The 14,708-nt window shown below is 62.6% G+C and carries 15 protein-coding genes; 10 read left to right on the top strand and 5 right to left on the bottom strand.

Annotated elements, in window-relative coordinates:
- The first annotated feature begins 44 nt into the window (after positions 1–44).
- From AC0L2M_RS23735 to AC0L2M_RS23755, 5 genes are all read left to right on the top strand, one after another.
- The gene (locus AC0L2M_RS23735; protein ID WP_473536071.1) at positions 45–1,070 is read left to right on the top strand and encodes a ribonuclease T2 family protein; all 1,026 of its coding nucleotides are present in this window, start codon (positions 45–47) and stop codon (positions 1,068–1,070) included.
- A 157-nt stretch (positions 1,071–1,227) separates the two neighbouring features.
- Positions 1,228–2,877 carry an energy-dependent translational throttle protein EttA gene (gene ettA, locus AC0L2M_RS23740; RefSeq protein WP_027153822.1) on the top strand — a complete coding sequence of 550 codons (1,650 nt, stop codon included), beginning with the start codon at positions 1,228–1,230 and terminating at the stop codon, positions 2,875–2,877.
- 44 nt (positions 2,878–2,921) lie between these two features.
- Complete coding sequence (gene tam / locus AC0L2M_RS23745; protein WP_473479941.1) at positions 2,922–3,692, top strand: trans-aconitate 2-methyltransferase; 771 nt, start codon at positions 2,922–2,924, stop codon at positions 3,690–3,692.
- A 202-nt stretch (positions 3,693–3,894) separates the two neighbouring features.
- Positions 3,895–5,016 carry a beta-ketoacyl-ACP synthase III gene (locus AC0L2M_RS23750; RefSeq protein WP_287237216.1) on the top strand — a complete coding sequence of 374 codons (1,122 nt, stop codon included), beginning with the start codon at positions 3,895–3,897 and terminating at the stop codon, positions 5,014–5,016.
- Positions 5,017–5,153: 137 nt separating this feature from the next.
- Complete coding sequence (locus AC0L2M_RS23755) at positions 5,154–5,771, top strand: MOSC domain-containing protein (protein WP_091594098.1); 618 nt, start codon at positions 5,154–5,156, stop codon at positions 5,769–5,771.
- A gap of 36 nt (positions 5,772–5,807) precedes the next feature.
- On the opposite strand, the gene AC0L2M_RS23760 is transcribed toward AC0L2M_RS23755, so the two are convergent.
- The 3 genes from AC0L2M_RS23760 to tsaA form a co-directional block, all read right to left on the bottom strand.
- Entirely contained in the window at positions 5,808–6,743 is a 936-nt protein-coding gene (locus tag AC0L2M_RS23760) for an aminotransferase class IV (RefSeq protein WP_287237217.1), read from the bottom strand.
- A 101-nt stretch (positions 6,744–6,844) separates the two neighbouring features.
- On the bottom strand, positions 6,845–7,156 hold the full coding sequence (locus AC0L2M_RS23765) for a DUF2293 domain-containing protein (RefSeq protein WP_128167195.1): 312 nt from the start codon (positions 7,154–7,156) through the stop codon (positions 6,845–6,847).
- Positions 7,153–7,689, bottom strand: coding sequence for a tRNA (N6-threonylcarbamoyladenosine(37)-N6)-methyltransferase TrmO (gene tsaA / locus AC0L2M_RS23770; RefSeq protein ID WP_287237218.1), 537 nt, complete (start codon positions 7,687–7,689; stop codon positions 7,153–7,155). Before tsaA ends, AC0L2M_RS23765 begins: the two co-directional genes overlap by 4 nt.
- A gap of 142 nt (positions 7,690–7,831) precedes the next feature.
- Here tsaA and AC0L2M_RS23775 point away from each other — a divergent pair, with 142 nt between their 5' ends.
- Both AC0L2M_RS23775 and metF read left to right on the top strand, forming a co-directional pair.
- Positions 7,832–8,854 (top strand): ArsR/SmtB family transcription factor, encoded by a 1,023-nt coding sequence (locus tag AC0L2M_RS23775; protein WP_128167193.1) that lies wholly within the window; start codon positions 7,832–7,834, stop codon positions 8,852–8,854.
- Complete coding sequence (gene metF / locus AC0L2M_RS23780; protein WP_473536072.1) at positions 8,854–9,771, top strand: methylenetetrahydrofolate reductase [NAD(P)H]; 918 nt, start codon at positions 8,854–8,856, stop codon at positions 9,769–9,771. The genes AC0L2M_RS23775 and metF overlap by 1 nt, the downstream gene beginning before the upstream one ends.
- Positions 9,772–10,368: 597 nt before the next feature.
- On the opposite strand, the gene AC0L2M_RS23785 is transcribed toward metF, so the two are convergent.
- Positions 10,369–11,286, bottom strand: coding sequence for a DMT family transporter (locus tag AC0L2M_RS23785; RefSeq protein WP_128167191.1), 918 nt, complete (start codon positions 11,284–11,286; stop codon positions 10,369–10,371).
- A 217-nt stretch (positions 11,287–11,503) separates the two neighbouring features.
- On the opposite strand from AC0L2M_RS23785, the gene AC0L2M_RS23790 reads away from it, so the two are divergent.
- Positions 11,504–12,724, top strand: coding sequence for an alanine racemase (locus tag AC0L2M_RS23790; RefSeq protein WP_027153812.1), 1,221 nt, complete (start codon positions 11,504–11,506; stop codon positions 12,722–12,724).
- Positions 12,725–12,868: 144 nt separating this feature from the next.
- Here AC0L2M_RS23790 and AC0L2M_RS23795 read toward each other — a convergent pair whose 3' ends face one another.
- Positions 12,869–13,600 carry an SDR family oxidoreductase gene (locus tag AC0L2M_RS23795; protein ID WP_287228211.1) on the bottom strand — a complete coding sequence of 244 codons (732 nt, stop codon included), beginning with the start codon at positions 13,598–13,600 and terminating at the stop codon, positions 12,869–12,871.
- A gap of 130 nt (positions 13,601–13,730) precedes the next feature.
- On the opposite strand from AC0L2M_RS23795, the gene AC0L2M_RS23800 reads away from it, so the two are divergent.
- Complete coding sequence (locus AC0L2M_RS23800) at positions 13,731–14,132, top strand: helix-turn-helix domain-containing protein (protein ID WP_473536073.1); 402 nt, start codon at positions 13,731–13,733, stop codon at positions 14,130–14,132.
- Positions 14,048–14,626, top strand: coding sequence for a LysR substrate-binding domain-containing protein (locus tag AC0L2M_RS23805; RefSeq protein WP_473536074.1), 579 nt, complete (start codon positions 14,048–14,050; stop codon positions 14,624–14,626). The genes AC0L2M_RS23800 and AC0L2M_RS23805 overlap by 85 nt, the downstream gene beginning before the upstream one ends.
- The last annotated feature ends 82 nt before the right edge of the window (positions 14,627–14,708 follow it).

The raw sequence follows: 14,708 nt of genomic DNA on the forward strand, positions 1-14,708 counted from the left end.
GGGCGGCAGTCTGTTGCCCAGCATTATTCAACCGGAGAGTACCTATGCGTACGCTGACAGGTCTTGTTTTCGGATTGGCGCTTGTCGCCGCGCCGCTGACGGGTGCTGCGCGGGCCGAGGTCAAGATGAGCGGCTCTTTCGTCGCCGACGCCACCTGTCCAGCCACCCAGGCCATCAGGAGCGGCAGGAACCCCGGCAATATCGCGACCGATGCGGGACAGAGCTACGAGCTTCTGGCTGGCAACAAGGATGCTCCCAGCCACTATCTGATCCGCGTCCCCGGTGCCGATCCGGAGCGTCGGTGGGTGAAGGTCGATTGCGGCCATGTTTCGGGTGGCAGCGCGTCTACGGAACCGGCAGCACCTGTGCCGGCCGATCGGAAGAAGCCTGCTGCGCCGGCGTCGCGAAAGCCCGAATATGTCCTCGCGCTGAGCTGGCAGCCGGCGTTTTGCGAGACCAAGCCCGGCAAGACCGAATGCAAGGCGCAGACCGCGGCCGGTTTTGACGCGACGCATTTCACCTTGCATGGGCTGTGGCCGCAGCCGAACGGAAATTTCTATTGCCAGGTGGCAGCGGCCGACAAGGCGAACGACAATCCGGCGCGCTGGCAGGACCTGCCGCCGGTCGAGCTCGAGCCGAACACGCGGTCGGAGCTCGATCGGGTGATGCCAGGCACCGCATCCGCTCTCGACAGGCATGAATGGATCAAGCATGGCACCTGTTACGGCAAGAGCCAGCAGGCGTATTTTTCCGATGCGCTGAACTTGACGCGCGCGGCGAATGCTTCACCGGTGCGTGATCTTTTCACGCAAAACATTGGCCGGGATCTGACCTCTGGCCAGATCCGCGCCGCCTTCGACAGTGCCTTTGGTCCCGGCGCCGGCGATCGGGTTCGCGTCTCCTGCGTGAACGATCCTTCGAGCGGCAGGCGGCTGATCGGCGAACTGACGCTCGGCCTGACCGGCCCAATCGGTCCGAACTCTTCGCTCAGTGAGCTGCTGCTGGCCTCAGTGCCGACGAACAATGCCGGCTGTCCGAAAGGCATCATCGATCCGATCGAGTTCCAGTGACACTGGATGCCTATGCGCCGATGCCGATCGCGCCCGTCTCGGCCGGAAGACAAACCCGAAATGCCAAAACAGTTTGCCGTTCGGCGCGGCATCGCCTACATAGCGCGCAACTTCCATTCAATCCGACATTCCAGTCGACTTTTCAGGGAAAGCGCGCGTGGCACGCCAGTTCATCTATCACATGGCCGGCCTCAACAAGGCCTATGGCACCAAGAAGGTGCTCGAGAATATCCACCTCTCCTTCTACCCGGACGCCAAGATCGGCATCCTCGGGCCGAACGGCGCCGGCAAGTCGACCATCCTCAAGATCATGGCCGGCATCGACAAGGAGTGGAGCGGCGAGGCGTGGCTGGCCGAAGGCGCCACCGTCGGTTACCTGGCGCAGGAGCCGGCGCTCGATGCGAGCAAGACCGTGTTCGAGAACGTCATGGAAGGCGTCGCCGCCAAGACCGCGATCATCGAACGCTACAACGAATTGATGATGAACTATTCCGACGAGACGGCCGACGAGTCGGCCAAGCTCCAAGACGAGATGGACCGGCTCAACCTGTGGGATCTCGAACAGCAGGTCGAGATGGCGATGGAAGCGCTGGGCTGCCCGCCCAAGGAAGCCGACGTCACCAAGCTGTCGGGCGGCGAGCGCCGCCGCGTGGCACTGTGCCAACTGCTGCTGCGTCAGCCCGACCTTCTGCTGCTCGACGAGCCGACCAACCATCTCGACGCCGAGACGACGGCGTGGCTTGAAAAGCATCTGCGCGCCTATCCGGGCGCGGTGATGATCATCACCCACGATCGCTACTTCCTCGACAATGTCACCGGCTGGATCCTCGAGCTCGACCGCGGCCGCGGCATTCCCTATGAGGGCAACTACACCAAATATCTCGAAGCCAAGGCCAAGCGGCTCAAGCAGGAGGGCCGCGAGGACGATGCGCGCCAGCGGGCGATCGGCCGCGAGCGCGAGTGGATCCAGTCCAGCCCGAAGGCACGGCAGACCAAGTCGAAAGCGCGCATCCAGGCGTTCCAGGATCTGCTGGATGCGGCCGACAAGCGGCGTCCGAGCGACACCCAGATCGTCATTCCGCATGGCGAGCGGCTCGGCAATGTGGTGATCGAGGTCGAGGACCTGTCGAAGGGCTTTGGCGACACGCTGCTGATCGACGACCTCGAATTCAAGTTGCCGCCCGGCGGCATCGTCGGCGTCATCGGCCCGAACGGCGCCGGCAAGACGACGCTGTTCCGCATGATCACCGGCCAGGAAAAGCCGGATGCCGGCACGATCCGCGTCGGCGAGACGGTCAAGCTCGGTTACGTCGACCAGAGCCGCGATGCGCTCGACCCGACCAAGACCGTCTGGGAAGAAATCTCGGGCGGCGCCGAAGTGGTCAAGCTCGGCAAGTTCGAGGCCAACACCCGAGCCTATTGCGCCTCGTTCAATTTCCGCGGCGGCGATCAGCAGCAGAAGGTCGGCAATCTGTCCGGCGGCCAGCGCAACCGCGTCCATCTGGCCAAGATGCTGAAGACCGGCGGCAATGTGCTGCTGCTCGACGAACCGACCAACGATCTCGATACCGAAACGCTGGCGGCGCTCGAAGACGCGCTGGAAAACTTCGCCGGCTGCGCCGTCATCATCTCGCACGACCGCATGTTCCTCGACCGGCTGGCGACGCACATCCTTGCCTTCGAAGGCGACAGCCATGTCGAGTGGTTCGAGGGCAATTTCGAGGATTACGAGCAGGACAAGATCCGCCGGCTCGGTCCCGATGCCGTCAACCCGCACCGCATGACGTACAAGAGGTTGACGCGATAGGGGTTTTTAGGGCGGCGAATTCTCAAATGATCTGAGGAGCTGAAATGGCAGACTGGTCCGCCGCCCAATATCTCAAATTCGAGGACGAGCGCACGCGTCCGGCGCGCGATCTCGTCGCGCAGGTGCCGGTGGCGGCGCCACGCCGGGTGGTCGATATCGGCTGCGGGCCGGGCAACTCGACCGAATTGCTGGTTGAGCGCTGGCCGGGCGCGCAGGTCAGCGGTTTGGACACCTCGGCTGACATGATCGAGAAGGCGAGGGCACGTCTGCCGGAAGTGGCCTTCGAACTGGCGGATGCGGCGGCGTGGCAGCCCGAAGAGCCGGTCGACGTGATCTTCGCCAATGCGGTGTTCCAGTGGCTGCCCGAGCATCCGGCGATCTTCCAGCGGCTGATGGGATTTTTGGCGCCCGGCGGCGCGCTTGCCGTGCAGATGCCCGACAATATGGGTGAGCCGTCGCACCGGCTGATGCGCGAGACGGCGGCCGAAATGCCGTTTGCCGAAAAGCTCGAGTGTGCTGCGCGCGGGCCGCTGCCGCTAGTGTCGTTCTACTACGATCTTTTGTCGCCGTTCTCCGACCGGCTCGACATCTGGCACACCGCCTACAATCATCCGCTGGCCGATGCCGGGGCAATCGTCGAGTGGCTGAAGTCGACGGGGCTGAAGCCGTTCCTCGATCCGCTCGACGAGAACGAGCGACGGTTTTTTCTCACGCGCTACACCGCTGGGATAACCGAAGCCTATCCGAAGACGGCGAACGGCAAGGTGCTGCTGCGTTTCCCGCGCCTTTTCATCGTCGCGCGGCGCGCTGCCTAGAAACGATTGGCGACACCGAGACGCACTGCCTGGCTGCGCTTGATTCGCCACAACGCGTATTTCAGCCACGCAAGGTTGTGGTCTTGTGCCTCAGGCCCTTGATTTAAGCCGGCTTAAACTAGCTTGATGCGAATAATGTTGCGCCGAACTCTCGCGGCGCCCACATCAAGCCGTAGCGCCTGCGCATGGGGACGAACTGAAAATGCATCGCGTCATCATCAGCGGCATCGGCGTTGAAATCCCCGAGCCTTCGATCACCAATGAGGAATTGGTCGACAGCTTCAATGCCTGGGTCGAGATGGAGAATGTCCGCCGCCAGGTTTCGGGCGAGACGCTGCTGCAGAAGTCGGACAGCGCCTTCATCGTCCATGCTTCGGGCGTGCAGACGCGCCATGTGATCGAGCGGGAAGGCATTCTCGACCCGACCCGCATGGCGCCGCGCATTCCGCCGCGGCCGGACGACGCACTGTCGCTGGAAGCCGAGTTCGGCATCGCATCGGCCAGGAAAGCGCTCGACCATGCCGGCCTGGAGCCACCTGATATCGACCTGGTGATCTGCTCGGCCTCGCATCACCAGCGGCCCTATCCGGCGATCGCCATCGAGATGCAGCAGGCGATGGGCACGAGGGGCGCCGGCTTCGACATGGGCCTTGGCTGTTCGTCGGCGGCGGCGGCGTTGCATATCGCGGTCAATCTGGTGCGGGCGGGCGCACACAGGCGCGTGCTGGTGACGACGCCCGAAATCATCACCGGCCATCTCAACTTCCGCGACCGGCAGACGCATTTCATCTTCGGCGATGCTTCGGTCTCGATGGTCGTCGAGGGGCTTGCCCAGGGCGACAAGCGGCCGGGACGTTTCGAGGTGCTCGACACCCGGACCTGGACGCAGATGTCCAACAACATCCGCACCAATCTCGGCTATTACACGCGCACCGCCCAGGACGATCCGTATATGATCAACCTGGAAGGCAACCTGATCAATCAGGTCGGCAACAAGGTGTTCAAGGAAGTCACCGTCGCCGGGCACAAATTCATCGTCGAGTTCCTGGCCGAGCATGGGCTGACGCCGCAAGCGATCCGGCGCTTCTGGCTGCATCAGGCCAATGCACGTATGAACGCCATGATCCTGAAGCTGTCGTTCGGCCACGAGGTCGACCATGACCGCGCGCCGATGGTGCTGGAGCGCCTCGGCAACACCGCCGGCGCCGGTGCCGTCGTCGCCTTGTCGGAAAACCACGCCGACATGAACGCCGGCGACTATGGCCTGCTCTGCGCCTTCGGCGCCGGCTATTCGATCGGCGGGGCGCTGTTGCGCATGCTCTGATTGGCGCGAACGGCACCGGCATTGGAAGGCGCCGGTGTAATCGCATCAGCCTGCTTGACTGGAGCATCAGTGCTTTAGGCTGGACCTGATGAACTCACTGCGGCTAATTGCTTGGCATCACGCACGGAGCGAAGCCTATGCTGGACCTCTTCCCCGAGACGGTAAACCCGGTCGAAATCATCCCGGCGCGGAAACTTGTCGCGCGGGTGGCCGCGCTTTACGTCGCGCCATCGGATCATTTCGAGACACGCGCGGTGGATGAATTGCGGCTTGGCTTCGACGGCATCGACGGCGATTTCCACGCCGGCGCGACGCGGCGCTCCGGCGGGCGCGAGCCCTGGTATCCACGCGGCACCGAGATGCGCAACGAGCGGCAGCTGTCGATCGTGGCCGCGGACGAACTGGCGATCGTGGCAGGGCGGATGGCCATCGCCGAGATCAAGCCGGAGTGGATCGGCGCCAATCTGTTGATCGAAGGCCTGCCGCATCTCTCGATGCTGCCGTCCGGCACGCTGCTGTTCTTCAAAGGCGGCGTCACCGTCAAGGTCGATGCGCAGAACGGACCTTGCCGCATCGCCGGGCGATCGGTTGCGGAAAATGCCGGAATGGCCGACCGTGAAGCCGGCGCGCTGTTGTTCCCGAAAGCGGCAAAACGGTTGCGCGGCCTTGTCGCCTGGGTGGAAAAACCAGGACGCATCACGGCCGGCGAGGAGATTTCGGTGCGTGTGCCCGAGCAGTGGATTTACCGGGCCTGAGGCCAGGGATGGTCAGGAATAGTGCACCGGGCTGCACTAGGTCGGATCTCGGTGCTTTTGCCAATAGATCGCCATGAGGCGCCTGGTAATCGCACCGACCTTGCGGTCCGCGACCGGAACACCGTCGATCACCGTTACCGGCATGATGCCGCCGGCGGTCGAGGTGATGAAGACCTCATCGGACTGACGCAGCGCAGCGACGCTGACATCGGCCGCGGCAACGGCAAGCCCTGCCTCCGTGCAGAGATCGAAGACGGTGCGGCGGGTGATGCCTGGCAGCACGCCGACAGCCGGCGTCGATAGTTTGCCGTCGTCCACGCAAAAGACGTTGAAGCCGGGGCCTTCCGCGACATTGCCGTTGAAATCGAGGAGCAGTGCGGTCTCGGCGCCGCGGTCATAGGCGTTGTAGAGGCCTCGCACCAGGTCGAGCCAGTGGTAGTTCTTGATTGTCGGGTCGATCGAGGCTGGTGGGATGCGCACCTTGTCGCTGATCGCCACATGCAGGCCGCGCTGCAATTGCTCGGCATTGGCGACCGAGCCGAAGGGAACGGCGAACGCCATGAAGCGGTTGATCGCGTCGCGCGGGTCGCGGCTGAAGGTCGGCGAGGCGCCGCGCGTGCACAGCATCTCGACATAAGCGTCGCGATGACCCGACAGCGCCACGCAATTGTGGAGGATTTCGGCGACTCCATCGCGGTCGAACGGGATCGTCATGCGCAGCTTTTCCAGCCCGCCGAAGAAGCGATCGAGATGCAGGTCGAGGCGGAAGAAACGACCGTCCCAGACATGCACCGTGTCGTAGGTGGCGTCGGAATGCAGGAAGCCCCAATCCAGCACCGAGATCTTGGCTTGCGACATCGGCAGATACTGCCCGTCCAGGAAGGCAACACCATCGGGGTAGGAGTGCGGGTCTATATGATGGGCGGAGAGCGAGGGCAGTGGTTTGGCGTGCGGATCGATCAAGTTGCTCATCACGTCCTCCGTCAGGTCGTCTTCGTCGAACGCGATAGAGCGCTGCGGCGGTTGGCACAAGACACAGGCCGGGGTTGCGGATGAGCCATCGGGGGATCTGGTTATTCCTCGTCCTCATCCTGGAGCAGACGGGTGGCGCGCCAACGGGTCAGCACCCTGTTGGTCTGTTCCATGACGAAGAAACGCGCCGAGTCGCGATCGTAGCCTTCGGCCAGCAGTTTCTCGTAGTCGGTGTGCACATGACGGATATGGGCTATTGTCGCCAGCCATACGGCAATGCTCGGCGGCAAGCTCTTCATATGCACCGCGCCGGCGTCGGCGCGGATCTTCTCCATGTCGGCATAGGGCGCCAGCGGCAAAAGCGCTGTCAGCGCCTTAGCGATGGCGCGGCGGCGACCGGTCGGCGCGTTCATCGCCCGACCTGTCCGGGCCCGACCTGTCCGCGCTCGTCCCGTCCGGCAATTGTCGCGTCGGCAAAGGCATCGGTCGAAGCGAAATAAGGCTTGATGTCGATCACCGGCGTGCCGTCGAGCAGGTCGATGGCATCGAGATCGATACGGCCCGTTTCGATGTCGAGGGCGACGAGCCTGGCGATATGCAACCCGACCGGGTTCGGCCGGGCCGGGGAGCGCAGCGAAAAAACGCCCTTCGGTTCAGCCGCATGGCGGGGTTTCTGAACAATCAGGGTCCGCGGTGCGTGGTGCAGCCAGGACAGGATGATGACGTGGCTGGCGCGTTCAAGCCCGAGCAGGCCCTCGCGATAGGGCAGGTCGACGGTGAGAACTGCCGGCTTGCCCGTTTCCCGCGCGGCTTTCATGTTCTTGGGGCAAGTTTCCCGCGAGGTCCAGGGCGAGGCGATGCGACCGATGAAGACGACATGGCCATCCGGCGGCATATCGGCGGGATCAGTTTCCAGAAGCTTTTCGCCGCTGCGCGTTTCGAACATGGTTTTTGCCCCGATCCTGCTTCCGGCTGTGCGCGATCCGCCACGCATGCGCCATTTTCTTGTCCGGGAGCGACATAGCGCTTGCAAGCCTGTCAAAATCGACATAAACATATGTTTATATCTTTTCAAAGAGAATGCTCGCATGCATGTCGCGCTCGACACCATGGTAGATACATTGAAGGCGGCGGCCGAATCCAGCCGATTGCGCATCCTGGCGTTGCTGTCGCGCGGCGACCTCACCGTTTCCGATCTCACCGAAATCCTCGGCCAGTCGCAGCCGCGCGTCTCGCGCCACCTGAAGCTTTTACTGGAGGCGGGGCTGATCGGCCGCTATCAGGAGGGCTCCTGGGCCTTCTTCCGGCTGTCGGATTCGGATGCGGCGCGGGACTTCGTGCTCAGGCTGGTCTCCGGTATCCGGGGTGCCGATCCGCAGGTCGAGCGTGACCTCGAGCGGTTGGCGGCGGTCAAGCGCAAGCGGCAGGATCGCGCCGCCGAATATTTCTCCGCAAATGCCGCAAGCTGGGATCACATCCGCTCGCTGCATGTGCCGGACCGCGCCGTGGAGGCAGCGCTGGTCAAGCTCGTCGGCAAGCGGCCGTTCCAGTCGATGCTCGACCTTGGCACTGGGACCGGGCGGCTGCTCGAGATCTTTTCGCCGCTCTACCGGCGCGGCATCGGCATCGACATGTCGCGCGAGATGCTGACGGTGGCGCGCGCCAATCTCGACAAGGCCGGCATTTCGAATGCGCAGGTGCGCCAGGGCGACATTTTTGCGCCGCCGGTCGAGCGCGACGCCTTCGATCTCGTCACCATCCACCAGGTGCTGCACTATCTCGACGATCCCGCCCGCGCCATCCGCGAGGCAGCAAGGCTGCTGCGTCCGGCAGGCCGGCTGGTGATCGTGGATTTCGCTCCGCATTCGCTGGAATTCCTGCGCGACGCCCACGCGCATGTGCGGCTCGGCTTTGCCGACCGGCAGATCACCGAGTGGTTTTCCGAGGCCGGGCTCGACCTCGAAGAGAGCCAGGAATTCGAGCCGCGCGCCGGCAATGAACCCCGGCTCACCGTAAAACTGTGGCTCGGCCGTGACCAGCGCATGCTGATCGCCGATCCTTCCAACCATGCACAACCGGCCAATGCCTTTCCGATAGGGGAAACCGCCTGATGAACCAGTTCCGCTTTTCCCGCCGCCCCGACATTGGCGACAAGATTAGGGTTTCGTTCGAGTTCTTCCCGCCGAAGAGCGACGAGATGGAAGCAAGGCTGTGGGACACAGTTACCCGGCTGCAGCCGCTCAAGCCGAAATTCGTCTCCGTCACCTATGGCGCCGGCGGCTCGACCCGCGAGCGCACGGCGCGCACGGTCAAGCGCATCCTCAACGAAACGACGCTGACGCCGGCGGCGCACATGACGTGCGTCGATGCGGCGCGTCACGAGGTCGATGAAGTCATCCAGGAATTCGCCGACATGGGTGTCACCCGCTTCGTCGCCCTGCGCGGCGATCCGGCCGAGGGCGTCGGCGCCGCCTATCGTCCGCATCCGGACGGCTATGCCAATGGCGCCGAACTGGTGGGGGCGCTGAAAGGTGTCGGCGATTTCGACATCTCGGTCTCGGCCTATCCGGAAAAGCATCCGGAGAGCCCGGATTTCGCCACTGACATCGATATGCTGAAGCGCAAGGTCGACAATGGCGCGACGCGAGCGATCACCCAGTTCTTCTTCGACAACGACCTCTACGAGCGCTATGTCGAGCGGGCGCGGCGGGCCGGCATCTACATACCGATCGTGCCGGGCATATTGCCAGTCCACAATTTTACCCAGGTCGCCAATTTCTCGGCGCGCTGCGGCGCGCTGGTGCCGGCGTGGATGGCCGAGCGCTTCGAGGGGCTGCAGACGGACCCGCAGACACATGCGCTGGTGGCGGCCGCGGTGGCGGCCGAGCAGGTGCTGGACCTTGTCGAGCGCGGCGTCGGCGATTTTCATTTCTACACCATGAACCGCGCCGATCTGGTCTTCGCCATCTGCCACATGATCGGCATCCGCTCGCACGAGGCTGAAGCCGCAGGGTCCGCCGCGGCGTAACTCCCCGTCAAATCCGGGATGCAAAAAGGCCGGGCAAAAAACCCGGCCTTTTCAATGACTTGGACTATTTTGTGCTGCTTCCGTTGCTTGGCGGGTCTACGGAAGAAAGCCCATAATCAGCGCCCCGATGAATGCAAATGCAGCACAAATCATCAATGCGTTGATTGGCCTGGTAAGCCCCATGTCATAGCCTCCTCTTAAAGAGCTATGGCCAGAGTCTAGGGGCATTTCTGCCACAGGCAAGCGGAAACTATGCTGCAATGCGACGACAATGTGGAATTTGCGACAGGCCATTTGCCGTTAGGCATTGAAACTCTTCGGCAAAATCCCGCTTCGGCCCTGTGTACAAAATGTGACGGAGCTGGGGCAAGAATGGGTATGGCAGCGCTACCGCCGCTGAAAGTCGGAATCGATTTTCGCGTCGGTACGAAGATTCGACAAGTTGAGTTGGAGCGTCGTTTGGGCGTCCGATTGGACCCTCAATCGTGTCAGGCCTGGGAAGCGACCCGCTTCAGCTTGTTGGTCATGCATGTCGTTATCGCAAACCGCTACGCACCCTCGGTTCAAGCCCGAGGGCGTGCTTTTGGGCGACATGCATCAGCGTCGGCCGAACAGGCGGCCGTCGATGGTGACGAGGCCGATCGCGATCAGCGCCATGCCGCCGAGCTCGAACAATTCGAGCCGTTCGCCCAGGAACAGAAAGCCGAGCAGGATCGCGCTGGCCGGCACGATGAGCGTGACCAGCGAGGCGTTGGTGGCGCCGGCCGAGGCGACGAGGTTGAAATAGAGGATGTAGGCGAAGGCGGTGGACAGCAGGGCCAGCGCCAACACCGCCGCCCAGACCGGCGGCGAGGCCGAAAACAGGTTGGCAGTGCCGTGGCCAAGCAGCACGATCGGGATCATGATGATGGTCGAAGCGGTCAATTGTCCAGTGGCGATGACCGGTGACGGCACACCCTTGAAGCGGCGGGCGATCATCAGGGCCACCGCATAGGACAGCGAGGCGCCGACCAGCGCAAATTTCGCCCAGACCGGACCGCCCAGCCCGGCAAGCAGGCCGGGACCGATCATCACCGCAGTGCCGACGATGCCGAGCGCGATCCCGGCAAGCTTGTTCCAGGAGAGCTTTTCGTCTGATGTCAGCGCGTTGGCGAGGATCAACGTCCAGAACGGCGTCGTCGAATTGAGCACCGAGGCGACACCGGCGCCAAGCTCGGTCTGGCCGGCGAAGATCAGCGAGAACGGTATGACGTTGTTGACGAGCGCCAGCAGAAAGAACAGGCCGGCATGCGGCAAGGCGATGCGGAAGGACGGACCGCGCAGGCCGAGATAGAGATGCAGCGCCAGCGCCGCGATGGCGACGCGAAACAGCACCAGCACCAGCGGCGGAATCTCGGCAACCGCAATGCGGGCAAAGAAGAACGAGCCACCCCAGATCGCACCGAGCAGCAGAAGCTGCGCCCAGTCTTTCAAGACCATGGGGCCGCGCATTGCCGTCGTGGTTGTGATCGCCATGGAGAATCCTCCCGGATGGTTCTGAATGCCAAGTCAATCAGGCGTCTGTTCAGGCCATATTCTGTTCGATGGCAAGGGCCACCCGAAACCAGATCAGTGGACTAGCATTGCATCATCTGCCGTAGCGCCGCAGCGTCAGGGGTGCGAGACACAGAATTGTTTTCATTCCCGCATAGGTTGGATTAATTGTGCGCAGTCTAAGCCAAGGGATTCGTCCATGCAGCAATTCGAAAATGCGCGCGAAGCGGCGCTGGCGCTTCGCCCGGACGATCCGATCTATTGCTTCCGCCCGCAGGTGCTGAAGGCGGACGCCAGGCAGTTCATGGGCATGTTTCCCGGCAAGACCGCCTATGCGGTCAAGACCAACGGCGAGCAGATCGTGCTGAAGGCGCTGGTCGAGGCCGGCGTCGGCGCTTTCGACGTGGCCTCGCCCGGCGAATTCGCCGCCGTGCGCGCGGTCTCGCCGGACGCCGAGATGCTCTACATGCATCCGGTCAAGGCACAGTCGGACATCAAGCTGGCGCTGGAGAAATATGGCATCCGGGTCATCTCGCTCGACCACGAGGACGAGATCACCAAGCTGACCCGCGTGGTGCGGGCGCTCGACATCGATCCGGGTGCGATCACCGTGTTCGTGCGCATCCAGACGAAAGGATCGGCCGCCTACGAACTGTCGAAGAAGTTCGGCGCCGGACCGGCCAATGCGGTCGAACTGGCCGAACGGCTGAACAGGACGGGCTACAAGGTCGGCTTGTGCTTTCATGTCGGCAGCCAGATCGAGGATCCCGACACCTATGAGCGCGCGCTGGCCTCGGCCGACTGGGTGCGCAACCGCGTCAGCTTCGACATCGCCGGCCTCGACGTCGGTGGCGGTTTTCCCGCCGAATACGGCCATGATCCCAACCGCAAGCAGATCGAGATGCCGTCGCTCGGCCAGATCATGTCGCGGCTGTCGGGCGATCTCAAGGAATACCAGTTCGACCAGATGCCGCTGGTGGCGGAGCCGGGCCGGGTAATCGTGGCGCGCTGCCTGTCGCTGATCGTGCGCGTGCTGCTGCGCAAGGGCAAGCGGCTCTACATCAATGACGGCATCTGGGCGTCGCTGTCGGATTCATGGACCGGCAAGATCACGCTGCCGGCGCGCTTCATTCCAGACCCGGCGATCCGCTCGCGCAATGGCGAGGAGAAGACCATCGTGCCGTTCAAGGTCTGCGGGGCGACCTGCGATTCCGTCGACATCCTGTCGCGGCCGTTCTGGCTGCCGGAAACGGTCGATACCGGCGATTGGATCGAGATCGGCCATATCGGCGCCTATTCGCTGTCGCTGAGGACACGGTTCAACGGCTTCTATCCCGACACGTTTGTCGAGGTGACGACGCCGTTCGATGAGGGCGATGCGCCACAGGGGTTTGCTAGCCTGGAGACGATGGCGGATTAGTGAATGGTGAATGGTGAATGGTGAATGGTGAATGGTGAATAGTGAATAGTGAATAGTGAATAGTGCGTAGTCAGTAGTCAATAGTCATTAATCAGCGGTGACTGCCTAATTCCACTGCCACTACTATTCACTATTCACTACCCACTAAGCAACGCCGCCGCCGGCCTGGATGTTCTCGCCGGTCAGCCAACGGGCCTCGTCGGAGGCGAGGAAAACCGCGACATCGGCAACATCGCGCGGCGCTCCGATCCTGCCGAAGGGCGACATCCCGGCGGCGATCGCGCGATCCCGCTGCGGGAGCAGGTCGGTGTCGGTAAAGCCTGGCGAAAGCGCATTCACGGTGACGGAGCGCGGTCCGAGTTCGCGCGAGAGGACGCGGACGAACTGCTCGACGGCTCCTTTGCTGCCGAGATAAAGGGCGGTCTGGGTGAAGAACATCTTGGTTCCACCGGTGGAAACCGCGATGATACGGCCACCGTCGCGCACGCGCCGCGCCGCTTCCTGAAGCGTGAAGAAGGTGCCTTTGGCATTGGCGCCGAAGACGTGGTCGAAGTCGGCTTCGGTGGCCTCGACCAACGGCTTTATGACGGCGACGCCGACATTGGCGACGACGATATCAATCGCGCCCATCTGCTTCTCGGTTTCATCGAACAGCCGGCGAATGTCGGAAACAATGGAGATATCGGCCCGAATGGCGACGGCCTTGCCGCCATTCTCGCGGATGGCGGCAACGGCTTCCTGGACCGCTTTCTCGTTGCCGACATAATTGACGACCACGGCCGCGCCGTTTGCCGCGAGCCCCTCGGCGATGGCGCGGCCGATGCCGCGCGAACTGCCGGTCACGAGCGCGATCTTGCCTTCAAGCGAATGATACATAGCTGTCCCTTTCTCGTCTGGCTACGGCCGTTCCAAATCGAGCGGCGGCGTTCCATGTGGACGTTAGGGGCATGCTATTGATCAGATAATAGCCTATGATCGAACAGGCTTGTTAAGTCTGGGGTACATAATGCGAGGGACCGAGTTTTCCGAGCTGAGGGCGTTCGCGACGATCGTCGAGGAAGGCAGCTTTGTCCGCGCCGCGGCCAGGCTCAGAATTTCGCCGCCGGCGCTTAGCCAGACGATACGCGGGCTGGAGGTGCGTGTCGGTGTCCGGCTGCGAAACCGCACGGGACCCGCAGCGTGTCGCCGACCGCTGCAGGCGAAACGCTGTTTGCCCGCCTCGCTCCGGCATTCAGCGAACTCGAAGGGGCTGTCGCCGACGCGCATGCATCACGCGATCGACCGGCAGGCTCGCTGCGTATCAATGTTCCACGCATCGCCGCCATGCGTTTCATCGTGCCCATCCTCGGCGATTTCCGCCGCGCCTATCCCGATATTGCCCTCACGATCATCGTCGACGACATGCTGACCGATATTGTCGAGGGACGATTCGATGCCGGAATCAGGCTTGGTGAGCGGCTGCATAAGGACATGGTGGCGGTGAAACTCAGCGGGGAGCTGGAGATGGCCGCAGTGGCGGCGCCCAGCTATCTCGAGGATCACCCCATGCCCCGTCATCCCGCCGACCTGCACCATCACCAATGCATCAATTTCCAGTGGCCCCGTGGCGGCAACGTCTATCGATGGGAGTTCGCGCGAGGCCAACACGCTTTGGAAATAGCCGTGAACGGCGGTCTGACGGTCAACGACACGGAACTGATGATCAGGGCGGCGCTGGATGGGATCGGCGTGGCTTACATGCTGGATTACCAGGTTCGGCCGTGGATCGAAACCGGCAAGCTCATCCGTTTTCTCGAAGCCTGGTCGCCGAGATTTCCGGGCTTTTACCTATATCATACAAGCTCCCGGCAGGTTCCGCCGGCCTTGCGAGTCTTCATCGACTTCCTGCTTGCCAGGCGATGATGGATTAGTGAATAGTGAATAGTGAATAGTGAATAGTGAATAGTGAATAGTGAATAGTGAATAGTGAATAGTGAATAGTGAA

The organism is Mesorhizobium sp. WSM4806 (assembly GCF_055811635.1).

What these genes read in the sequence shown, in the direction of transcription:
- AC0L2M_RS23735 (WP_473536071.1), top strand. Translation starts at nt 45, where the DNA reads ATGCGTACGCTGACAGGTCTTGTTTTCGGATTGGCGCTTGTCGCCGCG.
- AC0L2M_RS23795 (WP_287228211.1), bottom strand. Translation starts at nt 13,600, where the DNA reads ATGTATCATTCGCTTGAAGGCAAGATCGCGCTCGTGACCGGCAGTTCG.
- AC0L2M_RS23775 (WP_128167193.1), top strand. Translation starts at nt 7,832, where the DNA reads ATGCATGTCGCGCTCGACACCATGGTAGATACATTGAAGGCGGCGGCC.
- metF (WP_473536072.1), top strand. Translation starts at nt 8,854, where the DNA reads ATGAACCAGTTCCGCTTTTCCCGCCGCCCCGACATTGGCGACAAGATT.
- tam (WP_473479941.1), top strand. Translation starts at nt 2,922, where the DNA reads ATGGCAGACTGGTCCGCCGCCCAATATCTCAAATTCGAGGACGAGCGC.
- AC0L2M_RS23755 (WP_091594098.1), top strand. Translation starts at nt 5,154, where the DNA reads ATGCTGGACCTCTTCCCCGAGACGGTAAACCCGGTCGAAATCATCCCG.
- AC0L2M_RS23765 (WP_128167195.1), bottom strand. Translation starts at nt 7,156, where the DNA reads ATGAACGCGCCGACCGGTCGCCGCCGCGCCATCGCTAAGGCGCTGACA.
- AC0L2M_RS23805 (WP_473536074.1), top strand. Translation starts at nt 14,048, where the DNA reads ATGCGTTTCATCGTGCCCATCCTCGGCGATTTCCGCCGCGCCTATCCC.
- AC0L2M_RS23750 (WP_287237216.1), top strand. Translation starts at nt 3,895, where the DNA reads ATGCATCGCGTCATCATCAGCGGCATCGGCGTTGAAATCCCCGAGCCT.
- AC0L2M_RS23760 (WP_287237217.1), bottom strand. Translation starts at nt 6,743, where the DNA reads ATGAGCAACTTGATCGATCCGCACGCCAAACCACTGCCCTCGCTCTCC.
- AC0L2M_RS23785 (WP_128167191.1), bottom strand. Translation starts at nt 11,286, where the DNA reads ATGGCGATCACAACCACGACGGCAATGCGCGGCCCCATGGTCTTGAAA.
- AC0L2M_RS23800 (WP_473536073.1), top strand. Translation starts at nt 13,731, where the DNA reads ATGCGAGGGACCGAGTTTTCCGAGCTGAGGGCGTTCGCGACGATCGTC.
- tsaA (WP_287237218.1), bottom strand. Translation starts at nt 7,689, where the DNA reads ATGTTCGAAACGCGCAGCGGCGAAAAGCTTCTGGAAACTGATCCCGCC.
- AC0L2M_RS23790 (WP_027153812.1), top strand. Translation starts at nt 11,504, where the DNA reads ATGCAGCAATTCGAAAATGCGCGCGAAGCGGCGCTGGCGCTTCGCCCG.